Below are 12801 nucleotides of genomic sequence, written 5' to 3' on the forward strand. Positions count from 1 at the left end.
ATCTCTTAGCTTTGTTGACCGCATGTGACTTGCAGGCGTTGCAAAAGATCCACTTCAAGCTCTAATTCATAGTCAAAGTAGCACTGTTCAGCATTTTCATCTCCCCATTGAATAATGAGTTTCCCCTCTGCTTTAGATGCTCTGACATATGCTATTCCAGCCTGACCAACCATACCTAATACCGAGCCATTCTCATCAGTAACCTCGGCACCAATTGGAATCACACCACCATCGGCTAGTTGTGTAATAAACAAAACAGGGATGCCAAATCGGGTATCGAACTTCATTTTAACAATAGCCCCTGCATAAGGTATAACCTGTTGCTGCGCATTGAGAAGTTCGGTACTACCTCGCATATTACCAGTATCTAATGTGATGCGATTTGACCGATATGGCGTAAGTGAAGGAATAATGGCATAGCCTCGGTTATCGATTTCTGTCCCCCAGTTATTAGTCACCCTTGCCCCAGTTGCACCATCGGCTTCAACAATTGCGAAAGTGTCACTTAAATTTTGACTCAGAGTCATGCCGCCTGAGTGTGCAACAATGGCACCTGTCATACCTGCACTCACCTGCTGATATGAATCAGCAATAGAGTAACTTCCTGAAACTGCCACTTGGCTAAAACGTTTTTGAGTGTTCAAACTCAAACTCTTACTGGTTTCGTCAAATTGTTGCACTGTAGTATTCAAGCCATATGTCCACGCCTTATCATCTGAAACTATACCAGACAGGCCTAAACTGTAGTTATCGCTCCCTTGGGATGAATGGCTATAGCCTGTGCTCAGCATATTAGTCTGACGGCGACCCAACGGGATGGAAATATTTAAACTTAATAAATCCTCTTTTATTCTGCCAATATCGAAACCACCCTCTCTTGCTAGTCGATAACCCTCAATTCCATTCTGTAATGGTACCTGACTCATATATTGACGCGAAAATGTTAATCCAACGTTCCAATCACCTAATGCCACCGAGTAACCTATTTGTAGCTGATCATCATCACGGCCATCTCGATATTGCCGCTTAGAACCACTCAAGTAAACATATCCAAAATCATCAAAACTCTGATTAAGGCTCAAACTCATTTCTACTCTTTGTCGGTAGGTTTCTGACTCAAAAAAGTTACCATTTTCAAATGCCTTTCTTAAACTCAAAATATCATTTAATTCTCTATAAGATTCTGTTGAGTAATGATAACCAGCAAGTGAAAGAGATGTTCCACTACTAAAAGAACGGCTGTAATTCAACCCTAAACGCCACCCATTCCTCCAATCATTGAAACTCTGTTCATTTAAAGTCCTAGAGATTGAATGTACCGCCATTACACCAAAGGCTCCCCATTCTGTCCCAAGCACAGAACCAATACTCAAAGCTAAGTAGTCATCAGCTAATCGAGCACCACTATTAAGAGTAAGCGCATTACTCAAACCATACTCAAAAATTGCATCTGCAAAATAATCACCAGACCCGAAGTTAGTGGCTTCACCGAACGAAAACGCATATTGGGAGTGGCCCTCACGGAGAGATCCTGGAACAGCACTAAACGGCACAGTAAAATTTGAGACTTTACCATCGGCTTCCGTTATTTCTACTAAAAGATCGCCTTCATAACTTGTAGGATATAAGTCGCTAATGATAAAAGGACCTGACGCAACAGTTGTCTGATATATGTTCACATCATTCTGCTTGATCACCACTTTTGCAGTGGAGTTAGCTAGACCTCTGACCACGGGCGCATATCCTCGCTGAGAGTCTGGTAGCATACGATTATCTGTATATAACTGAACACCTGAAAAACCTAAACTACCAAAAACATTACCACGGGTATAAGTGTCACCCAGCAATAACTCACTGCTTAGCTCGGGTAAAACCCTTATTGCAAATGTTCGTATTGAATTAAAACGGTCCTGTGAGTTATGGTTAACTTCACTATATTGATAATTTGACTGATTTCTTAATCGCCATAACCCCAAATTAATACCAGAGTTGAGTCCAGTATAGAAAGCACTCATATCATGGCCCATACCACGACTGTTAGTTTGATAAAAATTACTGTTATAACTAATAAACCCAGCACTTTCACCTGCATCCCAAGAGGTTGACTCAACAAAGCCACGCGGAGCCTGCTGTAGATAGGCTTGAGGAATAGAAATATCTAATCTCAACTTTTCTGAATTAAATAATGTCGTTACACCATTGACAATTAAGTCAGGTAACTCGCATTGTGCTTTTTCAAGCAACGCTTCATTGATATAGGTTGAAATAACGTTTGCTTTCTTCCAAAATTTAATGTCTAAGCAAGGAAATATTTTTTTTGAGTCGCTAATATAAAAATCTATAATTTGACTATTTAAGTACGTATTATTAATATAAATATCGACTTGATATTGACCTGGAATTTCCTCCGCAGCACTGTTAAAACGAGAAATATAGTTATCACCATAGCCACCGAATAAAAGACTATCATCAAAAGTAAACTCTTGAAAGTCGTCCTCACGTAAGTCATCAGCCAAAAGTAAAAATGGCAAAATGTACATTAAACAGATAAATTTAACGCCAAATGACTTAAAAATAAACTTCATAGAAAACTTCATAACAGACTCTATTCTATTTCTTTAAATTATAGATTTATTTTATATTCACTCTTCTCAAATCCACCGTAATCATTGACAAGGGTAAACTCAATCTTCATAGACTCCACAATAACAAACTGTTTATTAAAAATTTCAATTATTTTACTTGACTTAGGCTCTATCATATCTATTGGTATTATTAGCTCTTGTTTTCCCGCAATAATTTTCGCCTCAATAAATGAGGCAAAGAATGCAGAACTATTATCAACTAACAATTCAATTCCATTACTGTTATATTTTAAAATAAAAGTAATATTTTTTGCTGTATCAAATGAGCTAGTTCTTATTTCAGCGGGCCGATAAAATATTTTCACCCTATTTTTTAACATCAACAACATCTGATTCTCACCAGAATTAGCTTTAGATAATGGTGGGATCTGTAGAAAATTTAAATAAAACAAACTCTCACGGTCTTTTGGCAACTCACCGCCGCTATAAATTAAGCGAATTAACTGCCCTCGCTTAGGCTCCATTCTAAAAATAGCCGGTAACGCCAAAAATGGGCCATCAGCATTCTCAGGTGTTGACTCAGGGTTATTAATATCAGTCCATACTTGAACGATATTTGGAAAATCATCATTATTTGTTAATTGCACACTACGCTCTTTAGCGTCACTAGGATAAATAACCCGAGTATTTGTCACGACTACACTAGCGCTAGCAGAAAAACTTAAAATAAATAGAGAAAACAAAAATAATTGACGAAAAGGCGATGATGAAATGTGCATATAATTTCCGTAAAACAAAAACGCTCACTCAGAATGCTGAGTGAGCTTAAAGCAGCTCAGCTACATATTACTTATAAGCAATCTGATACTGAATAGAACCAATGACTGTACCCGCTGTTGCATTACCTGCTACAGAAACATACTGGACAGCAAAATCATGACTACCAGTAGACTCCCCAGCAGCGACACTTAAGCCAGAAGCAGCAGCACCAGCGCTAACATCTATTGCATTACCACCTACAGCATCTAAAATCTGAAGCTCTACATTATTTGCTGAACCAAAGTTTTTTAAATTACCTTTTGCGGTGACATCATTACCAAAGAACACAGTTTTAATTGGTAATGCTTCAGAACCATTTACGGCGCAGCCACTCACTGAAATAGTGAATGGTGTTTCCCCAGCGACAGATCCGGGGTCCTTTAGATCAGTTTTTGATACCAATGGCAGCAAAACAACTGGTCCATTGACGTTACCACTAAGATCAACTTGACACGTTTGTTCTGTCACTTCCCCACTGAAGCTAATGGTATTGTTAGCCTGTGCATTAGCTCCCAAAAGAGCACTTAAAGCTAAAACTGATAAAGTTAACTTGTTCATCTGAAATCCTATTTCTGTTACTGCATGGAAATATTTATATATTTACTCTTCAAAGCCGAGTACACAATAACAACCACAACAGCAATCAAATATAGGAATAGACTCGCCATCGTGTAGGAAATTTCCGACGAAAGATTTTTAAAGTAAAGAATGGGAAAGGCGATTCTAAATATTAAAATCGCTTTTTAAAAATTAATACTTAATTATAAATAATAGACAGAATTGACGTATTACTATCAAGTCTATAAATAACTAACTTATTGATTTGTGCTAACTTACTAGCAAATACTTTATTGTCATGATTAAGCATATCACTTAGCAATACTTCAAGATGTATATCCTGTGAAATGAATTTCTCACTTTTTTGGTTATAACAAGAAATGGTAGATAGATCGGAGTAGCAACTTGGTTCTGCTATCTCACCTTGAAAAGAAAGAGTTCTAAACTCAGTTTTTGCTATCACGTTACAGCTTATCACCGCGCTCAACATGACTGTAGTTACGCCGAATAACGATACCTTTAACATCTCATCACCCATTTCGATTTGTAGGACACCTCCTAACTATCGACCAAGATTGGATGTTTTGAAGTATATTTACTGGCAATAAATGTACTTATTGATAAGTTAAAAATTTATAACTAACTAATCACACTTATCTAGCTTAAAACACTACTCATTCATATAAAAATGTCATGGCAAGAATAAGCATTTAAAAAAAACAGTAGTCAGCACAGGTTTGGTTAAGGTCAACCGCTATACTATTCTTCCACTGCGCATAGAAGATTGTTGATACATTGCGGGGCAGCAACCATCGCACTTGGCTATCGTCTTGAAAATAATGAATATTATTTTTTAAGCAGCTCTATTAAAACTCTCGTCTCGAATTGACATTGAATAACTTCAGATCCCAATGTGTAGCTGAGTTTTAAGTCAGCATTATCAAAAGCGATACCCTTGCAAACTAACCAAAACAAGCTCTGCTGACATACTTCGACGCCCCCATTGACACGAAATGCAGTACCCCAACCAGATTCTGATGATAGGGCTAACTTAGTGATCATTGAGAACATAACTTCCCACCTTTGTAAGCATTAAAAAAAACGCATAATGAGTATCTATCGTAAATTGGCGGGTATCCCTTCTAACTTAAATGCTTTCCTTGGTACATAATCCATCGCTACCCGACCAAATCTTCCGTGCTCAATATCCATATCAACTTTGCTTAAGGCGATACTCAAAATGCGGAGGAACAAACCGTTCGATAATAAGCATCGAAAATAACTTTCGAATTGAGGCTCAAAAGTTAGCGATATATTAACTATTTATAACGGCTCTAAATGTAGGATAAATCCGATGTCTTGTGGTGAAATCAGCCATAGTCGCGTACGTTTCTATACGATTGAGCTTTATAGCTATAGCGAAATTCACTTTAAATAGCGCGATTAAATCCATTCTTTCTCCCATAAAAAAACCTGCCGCAGCAGGTTTTTTTATGGCTAAGTTAAAATCACTTTACACGTGACGCAACTTAGGCTTCCATACAAGCTTTTAGCTTGTTCATGGCATTTTTCTCAAGTTGGCGAATACGTTCGGCCGACACTTGATAAGTCTCTGCAAGTTCTTGCAGTGTGGTTTTATCGTCATCTAACCAACGGGCGCGCAGAATATGCTGGCTACGTTCATCTAAGGTTTTGATGGCCGATAATAAACGACCTTGAGCATTCGATTCCCAGTTGTCGTTTTCAATATTTTCCGCTAAATCCGATGAATGATCTTCCAAATAATGAACGGGGGCAAAATCATGCTCCTCGTCTTGATCATTGGTTAAATCAAATGCCGGATCTTGCGCTGCCATACGTGATTCCATTTCGGTCACATCGGCCTTAGACACACCTAAATTTTCAGCCACCATAGTGACTTCTGCATCGCTGAACCAACCTAAGCGTTTTTTCGCTTTACGGATATTAAAGAACAACTTACGTTGTGCTTTAGTGGTCGCGACTTTAACAATGCGCCAGTTTTTCAGCACATATTCATGAATTTCAGCTTTGATCCAGTGCACAGCAAAAGACACAAGACGCACGCCAACATCGGGATCGAAGCGTTTAACCGCTTTCATCAAGCCTATGTTGCCCTCTTGGATCAGATCTGCCTGTGGCAAACCATAGCCTGAATAGCCTTTAGCAACGTGCACTACAAAACGTAAGTGCGACATAATCAGTTGCTTCGCAGCTTGTAGATCACCAGTTTCCTGTAAACGCTTGGCTAACTCATACTCAGCCTCAGCGTCCAGCATGCTGATGCTAGTCACTGAATGGATATAAGCTTCTAGACTACTGGCGCCCTGTGGGACTGTCAGTGCCATTGATTGCGTTTGAAAGGTCATTCGCTCTCCTACATTTATCAGACTACTTAACGAGTGCATTCTTAGGTTCAACAACAAAATACCCTAAGAATAAGCTCACGAACTATCGGCTAATTGACAGAGTATGTCAACCTCAGCTCGTTTGCGGATACCCTTTTTACCTCGCTGAAGTAGACATTGCAAGTGAACAAAAGTTCATTCCTCAGCATTTTTTTCGTCACTTTTTTTAGTTTAATCGACTGATTATTATGAAGGTTCAATCGACCGTAAATGCTGACGTACAGACAAATACGAACCTAACCAACCTAAAAATGAGGCAAGTCCAACCAATTGCAGCAGTTCAATAAAAGTGAGTGATTTCATTTCAAGCTGACTGCCATACAAGCCTAAAAGCTCGGCAAGGGCGGAATCGAGATACCACACTAATAAGTTGATGATAAGCCAAGCCAATATGCCGCCAATAACTCCGTACCAAATCCCTGTGTAGAGAAATGGACGCTGGATAAAGGCTTCAGTTGCTCCGACTAGCTTCATCACTTCAATTTCGCTGCGCCGATTCATAATTGCCAAGCGAATCGTATTACCTATCACTAAGACCACTGCCAGCACAAGTAATGCAGCAATCGCCATCACAGTGCGTTCGAGTAGACGCACTACTGCCTGTAACCGTTCTAACCATTCAATATCTAAGCGGCCAAAGCTAATCTCAGGCTCGCGCTCTAGTTTAGTTAAGAGTTCACGGGCGCCCACCGGCGTTGAGTAACGCGGCGTAGGCATGACAGTAATAACCGCTGGCAAAGGATTTTTATCTAAATAGGCCAAGGCCTCACCAAACCCAGATAAGCGTTGGAATTCTTCTAGCGCTTGATTTTTATCAATATATTGCACTTTATCCACTTCGGGATATGTCCGAATGCGAGTCAGCAGGCTCTGAATCGTTTGTTCACTACGATTATCGTCGATAAACAAGGAGATCTCTGCCGCGCTGTTCCAGGAACTGGTAATGGTCTCGGCATTTTTAACTAACACTTGCAATGCTGCAGGCAAACTTAGGCTCACACCTAAGACAGCCATGGTCATCACAGAGGATATTGGGTTGCGCCAGAGCTCTCCCATGCTCGCCATTGCTTGCTGCGCATGGCGAATAAAAAACATCACAATCCGACCAGACAAAGGCAGCTTGCTGCGAGTTAATTTTGCGCTATCGCTCATTGCCCTTCACCTCTGTTCGTCGGTGCACTGCGAGTGTGCACATTAGGATGCAACTCTTGTGCACCTAACATACGGCCCTGTTTGAGGGTAAAAGTGCGATATTTCATTCGTGCGATAAGACCTAAATCATGGGTGGCGATTAATACGCTGGTTCCCGCATCATTAAAGGTTTCAAACAGACGCAAAATATCCATAGATAATTTAGGATCTAAGTTACCCGTAGGCTCATCGGCGAGCAGTAAGGGCGGCTTGTTCACTATCGCACGGGCAATGCCAACACGTTGCTGCTCACCGCCGGACAACATAATCGGGTTATGCCGCTCCTTGCCATATAAACCCACCATGTCGAGGGCACCCGCAACACGCTTACGGATTTCACCGTGTGAGAATCCCTCAATCACCAGTGGTAAAGCCACATTGTCGAACACACTTCGGTCCATCAATAGGTGATGGTTTTGGAAAATCATCCCGATATTGCGGCGCAAATAAGGCACATGTTTAGGGCTGACTTTAGCGATATCGTGACCGTTAATCGCGACGCGCCCCGTTGTTGCCCGCTCGATTACCGTGATTAATTTCAACAGCGTACTTTTACCCGCCCCCGAGTGGCCGGTTAAAAATGCCATTTCACCTTGCTGTAGATGAAAATTCACATCCTCCAGCGCCATTTGGCCGCCAGGATAAATCTTACTGACCTGCTGAAAATCAATCATAAATTAGCTATCCGCTTTTTCTTGAGTGAACAAGGCATCGATAAATTCTTTCGAATTGAAGGTACGCAAATCGTCAATTTGCTCACCCACACCTATGTAACGGATCGGAATATTAAACTTATCAGCAATCGCAAATACCACGCCGCCCTTAGCCGTTCCATCTAACTTGCTGATGGTAATACCCGTTACACCTACGGCTTCCTGGAATAATTGTGCTTGGCTAATCGCGTTTTGCCCCGTGCTCGCATCTAATGTCAGCATGACCTCATGTGGCGTATCTGGGTCGAGTTTCTTCATCACTCGCACGACTTTCTTCAATTCTTCCATCAAGTGCGCTTTATTCTGTAAACGACCAGCAGTGTCGGCAATCAATACATCCACTTTACGCGCCTTGGCTGCTTGCAAAGCATCGAACAACACAGAGGCACTATCAGCACCTGTATGCTGGGCAATCACTGTAATATCATTACGTTGACCCCAAACCTGTAGCTGCTCAACCGCTGCAGCACGGAAGGTATCACCCGCGGCTAACATGACTGACTTACCTTGGCTCTGATATTGTTTGGCCAATTTACCAATAGTGGTAGTTTTACCCACGCCATTAACGCCAACCATTAAGATAACAAATGGGCCATTAGCATTGTCTGGTACTAACGGGATAGCGACGGGATCGAGTGTTTTTTGCAACTCATCCCGCAGCAATTCATATAAAGCTTCGGCATCTTTAAGCTGCTTACGTGAGGCATGCTCTGTCAAATTCTTGATTAATCGCGTAGTGGTTTCGACACCAACGTCGGCGATTAATAATTGTTCTTCGAGTTCTTCAAACAGATCGTCATCGATTTTCTTGCCGCGAAATAGGCCGATAAAACCACTGCCGATATTCTCGCTGGTACGCATTAAGCCACGTTTCAGGCGAGCAAAGAGCCCTTCCTTAACGGGTCTAGCCTGCGGCTCAGGTTGTAATTCAGCAACTGCTACAACAGTTTGCTCAATTTCAGCTTGTTGCTGGACTAAAGCCTCTGCTTGCTCACGTGCTAGTGCTGCGCCAGCAAGTTGTTCTGCCGCTAAGGCTTCAACAGCATGCTGTTCGGCGGCCAAACGGGCAAGTTCCGCTGCGAGTAATTCTGCTTCTAGCTGAGCGGCAACTACACGCGCCGCCTCTGCTTGAGCTAATTGCTCTGCGGCGGCTTGCTCAACCGCTAACTGCTGTTCTGCCAATTGTTCTGCAATGCGTTGCTCTGCTTCTAACTGTGCTTCGGCTAACTTCTCTGCAGCATGCTTTTGTGCACTAAGTTGTTCAGCAGCCAAACGTGTCGCTTCAGCTTGCTGATTAGCAAAATGCAACGATTCAATTCGGGCATGCTCAAGGGCGAATTGCTCGGCTTCGGCTTTTGCCTGTGTTTGTTCGGCCGCTAACTGTTCTGCAGCCTGTTTTTCAGCATGAGCTTCGGCCTCGATGACCCCTTGTGACTCTACTTGTTCCGGCGCTACACACTGTGCTGCATCAGTATCTTGTGTTGGAGTAACAACTGGCGTTTCAGCGACGACCTCATCTTGTGACTTATCTTTACGAAACCAAGAGAAAAAACCTTTCTTTGCCATGTGTGATTCCAGCGCTCTACTTCAGTATTGAATTTTGAATAAGACCCTGATGTTATACCAGATTGCCTCGGCAATTACGCCCAAAAAGTCGGCAATTAGCTAAGCTCAGTTAGCCTTCTCACCTTTTAGTGAGACTTTGATATAAAATAGCGGCCTTTATTAAGGTGGCACAGTCTACCACTTTCTTTCTTCAGGCAAAATCACGGGGGCACTTTGGTTAATCATCGAACGGTCAAAAATAATGTGACCAAGGGTCAAACAGCCAAAAATAAACCCGGCAGTGGACAAGTGCGGATCATCGCAGGCCAATGGCGCTCGCGTCGTCTACCTATCCAAGATCTCGAAGGTTTACGCCCGACGACAGACAGGGTTCGCGAAACACTCTTTAATTGGCTGGCTAATGATTTAGTCAATGCACGTGTACTCGACTGTTTTGGCGGTAGTGGCGCTTTAGCTCTCGAAGCCTTGTCCCGCTATGCCAGTTTCGCCAAAATTATCGAGTTGCAACGCGGCGCAGCCATGCAATTAAAAGAAAATCTACAAACCCTTAAATGCGATAAGGCCGAAGTGCTCAATGCTGATACGTTAGTGGTACTGCAAAGGGGATGCGAGCAAGGTTTCGATGTGGTGTTTATCGATCCACCCTTTCGTAAGGGATTGGCAGAAAAGACGATTCAACTGCTAGATACTCAAGGTTGGCTCAATGATGGTGCGCTGATTTATGTCGAAATCGAGTCTGAATTGCCGCAACTTGCTATCCCTTCTCGCTGGCACGCCTTAAAAGAAAAGAATGCAGGGCAAGTGAGCTACCGTTTATATCAATATCACTCAGAAACCACTGTTGAGCCCATCGAAGATGAAAACCATGCCCTTATTAATTAACTTAGGTAAAGCCATCACTCTGATTGCTTGGTTGATGATGGCCTACAACTTAGTCATCCCCTTTGAAGGCAATGTGGCGATTACTTTAAATATCCTGTTTGCCATTACCTGCATGATGCATTGCTTCCAAGTCGCGATTTTCCACATGCTGTTTAAGACCTTGCTGCCATTAACGCAACAAGATTATCTACAAGTGTTTATCTTCGGAATTTTCAGCCTGTTAGCTTATCGGCAACGGGTGATGACTCAAGCGAATTAACCGAGCACTCAGACACAGACAGCAAAAAAGCCCTCTATTGAGGGCTTTTTAATAGCTATCAATTAAGAAACTTAATCGCTAAACCTTATCCTTTTGGATATGGGTGTGCTACGCCTTTATGGCAGTCAACACAGGTCTTTCTCGCGTCAGGTTCTTTCTTGAAGTTATTTGAGTGCATTCTTACAGCCATTTTACTCATAGTTTCTGGCTGATTTTCGTAAATACGAGTGTGGCAATGCTGACAGTTAGCAGAATCGTTAGCACGGAAATAATTCAGCGCTTTATCCGCTTGTTCTTTACGATTTTCATCTAACCAGGCTTGAGTGTTAAAGCCATCAATTGTCATGAAACCATATAAATCTTTAGATACGATGATTTTTTTGATCAAATAATCGACTGGACCATGGGGTAAGTGACAGTCTTGACACTGAACCGTAATCCCCGCTTTGCCGCCGCCATGGGCAGAAGCCAACACTTCATCCTTCAGCGAATGATTGCTATGGCAAGACATACAGAACTCATCTGTACTGGTCGCGTGTAATGTTTGTTGAGTGGTAAAGTACCCCACAACACCCACTACAATACCGACGACCAGTAGCGCCAGGATTGAATATTTCGCGCTAGGTTTAAATAGTGCACGCCAGTTCATCACTCTATCTCCAAAATTGTCAAAATTAGTTTTTATAAGACTAGTTTATGCTCTTTCATTTATTAGAAATTTGATTTTAAGCCGAAATTTGCTGATTAAATTAACCTTAAAAGCGCAAAATGAGACTTAGCTCTAACTATTTGGACGTCATTTGGTAAAAACCGCTAGCTGAACTGTGATGCACTTTAACTAAAGCTAATGCAATCACCCGATAATCGCAAGTTACCGATTTTTTATAGTTAGGTTTTCCCTTGATAATCTAGAACTAGAAATTTATTTTCTAGAAAACAGAAATGTGATCACGCCAATGTTTATTGCACCTTAAGAGTGAAGCAGAAATAAATGGTAAAACGCAGGTAAGCCGAATAATACTGTTCGAAATGAAACTTTCTACGATCAATTTGAGTCTCTTAAAATACGCAGTCATATTCATGATAAGCCCGTTGAAGGCAAAACTTCGAGTCAGAGATTTTATTTGCTAATTTAGATTAATTAGATATTCAAATTGAGGCGTTAACTGAAATGTGAGTTAAATCATTACAGCTAAACATCGCTATGCTAGAATCGAGCAGTTCATCATTTGGAAGACTTATGCATCACACACTCGGTCGTTATTTTTTAGTCATATTCACTCTACTCGCACTCGTCGGGCAAAGTGTCGTGTCTAATGGTCACGCCATAGTGCCACACACCATGGATATGAGTGCGATGAATCATGAGGTTTCCTCCCAAATGCACCACGCTACAATGATGCAGATGGACACGGAGAACAGTTCTGACTCACATTCAATGGCCAACACGGATTGCTGCAACGATAAAATGCTTCCCGGCGCGAAACAGCATTGCTGTGATGGCACCACATCATGTTCAAATGATTGTGGTCATTGTTTGACGATTTCAGTCGCTGGCACTCTATTCAGCCCACACCTCTGGCCAAGTGTGAGCATGAGCGATACTGCAATGGCCACTCCTATGCCTCATTTCCACTCTATCTCTTTGTCTTCGGCCTTTAAACCACCGATAGCCTAGCTCTACTTTGTGCTTATTGGGCAAATAAACCCTTAAAAAAAGCCAAACGACCAAGCTAAAACGACAATGCTGTTAGCCCTAAGCTAACGCCCTATTTAGCCGTTTATTGTGGTGCCTTATCATT

The 12801-nt window shown here is 41.8% G+C and carries 11 protein-coding genes; 3 read left to right on the plus strand and 8 right to left on the minus strand.

Going from position 1 to position 12801, the window contains the following annotated elements; translation table 11 throughout:
* Positions 1 to 5 precede the first annotated feature (5 nt).
* The 7 genes from ACHA99_RS10860 to ftsY form a co-directional block, all read right to left on the minus strand.
* Positions 6 to 2597, minus strand: a complete 2592-nt coding sequence (locus tag ACHA99_RS10860; protein ID WP_393942681.1) for a fimbria/pilus outer membrane usher protein — start codon at positions 2595 to 2597, stop codon at positions 6 to 8.
* A gap of 26 nt (positions 2598 to 2623) precedes the next feature.
* Positions 2624 to 3364 carry a molecular chaperone gene (locus ACHA99_RS10865; RefSeq protein ID WP_393942683.1) on the minus strand — a complete coding sequence of 247 codons (741 nt, stop codon included), beginning with the start codon at positions 3362 to 3364 and terminating at the stop codon, positions 2624 to 2626.
* A 67-nt stretch (positions 3365 to 3431) separates the two neighbouring features.
* Positions 3432 to 3962 (minus strand): fimbrial protein, encoded by a 531-nt coding sequence (locus ACHA99_RS10870; protein WP_393942685.1) that lies wholly within the window; start codon positions 3960 to 3962, stop codon positions 3432 to 3434.
* 1529 nt (positions 3963 to 5491) lie between these two features.
* On the minus strand, positions 5492 to 6349 hold the full coding sequence (rpoH, locus tag ACHA99_RS10875) for an RNA polymerase sigma factor RpoH (RefSeq protein ID WP_006079635.1): 858 nt from the start codon (positions 6347 to 6349) through the stop codon (positions 5492 to 5494).
* A gap of 225 nt (positions 6350 to 6574) precedes the next feature.
* Positions 6575 to 7540, minus strand: coding sequence for a permease-like cell division protein FtsX (gene ftsX, locus ACHA99_RS10880; RefSeq protein ID WP_393942688.1), 966 nt, complete (start codon positions 7538 to 7540; stop codon positions 6575 to 6577).
* The gene (gene ftsE / locus ACHA99_RS10885; RefSeq protein ID WP_105250626.1) at positions 7537 to 8253 is read right to left on the minus strand and encodes a cell division ATP-binding protein FtsE; all 717 of its coding nucleotides are present in this window, start codon (positions 8251 to 8253) and stop codon (positions 7537 to 7539) included. Before ftsE ends, ftsX begins: the two co-directional genes overlap by 4 nt.
* Positions 8254 to 8256: 3 nt before the next feature.
* Complete coding sequence (gene ftsY, locus ACHA99_RS10890) at positions 8257 to 9858, minus strand: signal recognition particle-docking protein FtsY (protein ID WP_393942690.1); 1602 nt, start codon at positions 9856 to 9858, stop codon at positions 8257 to 8259.
* A 213-nt stretch (positions 9859 to 10071) separates the two neighbouring features.
* On the opposite strand from ftsY, the gene rsmD reads away from it, so the two are divergent.
* Both rsmD and ACHA99_RS10900 read left to right on the plus strand, forming a co-directional pair.
* Positions 10072 to 10740, plus strand: a complete 669-nt coding sequence (gene rsmD, locus ACHA99_RS10895; protein ID WP_263196370.1) for a 16S rRNA (guanine(966)-N(2))-methyltransferase RsmD — start codon at positions 10072 to 10074, stop codon at positions 10738 to 10740.
* Positions 10715 to 10999, plus strand: coding sequence for a DUF1145 domain-containing protein (locus ACHA99_RS10900; RefSeq protein ID WP_173248200.1), 285 nt, complete (start codon positions 10715 to 10717; stop codon positions 10997 to 10999). Before rsmD ends, ACHA99_RS10900 begins: the two co-directional genes overlap by 26 nt.
* Before the next feature lie 85 nt (positions 11000 to 11084).
* Here the strand turns inward: ACHA99_RS10900 and ACHA99_RS10905 are convergent, their stop codons facing one another.
* Positions 11085 to 11648 (minus strand): NapC/NirT family cytochrome c, encoded by a 564-nt coding sequence (locus ACHA99_RS10905; RefSeq protein WP_105250630.1) that lies wholly within the window; start codon positions 11646 to 11648, stop codon positions 11085 to 11087.
* A 591-nt stretch (positions 11649 to 12239) separates the two neighbouring features.
* Between ACHA99_RS10905 and ACHA99_RS10910 the strand changes: the two genes are divergently transcribed.
* Entirely contained in the window at positions 12240 to 12677 is a 438-nt protein-coding gene (locus tag ACHA99_RS10910) for a hypothetical protein (protein WP_393942693.1), read from the plus strand.
* Positions 12678 to 12801 lie beyond the last annotated feature (124 nt).

This window comes from Shewanella sp. S23-S33 (genome assembly GCF_043359565.1).
Taxonomy (GTDB): Bacteria; Pseudomonadota; Gammaproteobacteria; order Enterobacterales; family Shewanellaceae; genus Shewanella; species Shewanella oncorhynchi.

Excerpts from the sequence above, each read along its gene's own strand:
- ACHA99_RS10910 (WP_393942693.1), top strand. The coding sequence starts at position 12,240 with ATGCATCACACACTCGGTCGTTATTTTTTAGTCATATTCACTCTACTC.
- ftsY (WP_393942690.1), bottom strand. The coding sequence starts at position 9,858 with ATGGCAAAGAAAGGTTTTTTCTCTTGGTTTCGTAAAGATAAGTCACAA.
- ACHA99_RS10865 (WP_393942683.1), bottom strand. The coding sequence starts at position 3,364 with ATGCACATTTCATCATCGCCTTTTCGTCAATTATTTTTGTTTTCTCTA.
- rpoH (WP_006079635.1), bottom strand. The coding sequence starts at position 6,349 with ATGACCTTTCAAACGCAATCAATGGCACTGACAGTCCCACAGGGCGCC.
- ftsE (WP_105250626.1), bottom strand. The coding sequence starts at position 8,253 with ATGATTGATTTTCAGCAGGTCAGTAAGATTTATCCTGGCGGCCAAATG.
- ftsX (WP_393942688.1), bottom strand. The coding sequence starts at position 7,540 with ATGAGCGATAGCGCAAAATTAACTCGCAGCAAGCTGCCTTTGTCTGGT.
- ACHA99_RS10870 (WP_393942685.1), bottom strand. The coding sequence starts at position 3,962 with ATGAACAAGTTAACTTTATCAGTTTTAGCTTTAAGTGCTCTTTTGGGA.
- ACHA99_RS10860 (WP_393942681.1), bottom strand. The coding sequence starts at position 2,597 with ATGAAGTTTTCTATGAAGTTTATTTTTAAGTCATTTGGCGTTAAATTT.
- ACHA99_RS10905 (WP_105250630.1), bottom strand. The coding sequence starts at position 11,648 with ATGAACTGGCGTGCACTATTTAAACCTAGCGCGAAATATTCAATCCTG.
- ACHA99_RS10900 (WP_173248200.1), top strand. The coding sequence starts at position 10,715 with ATGAAAACCATGCCCTTATTAATTAACTTAGGTAAAGCCATCACTCTG.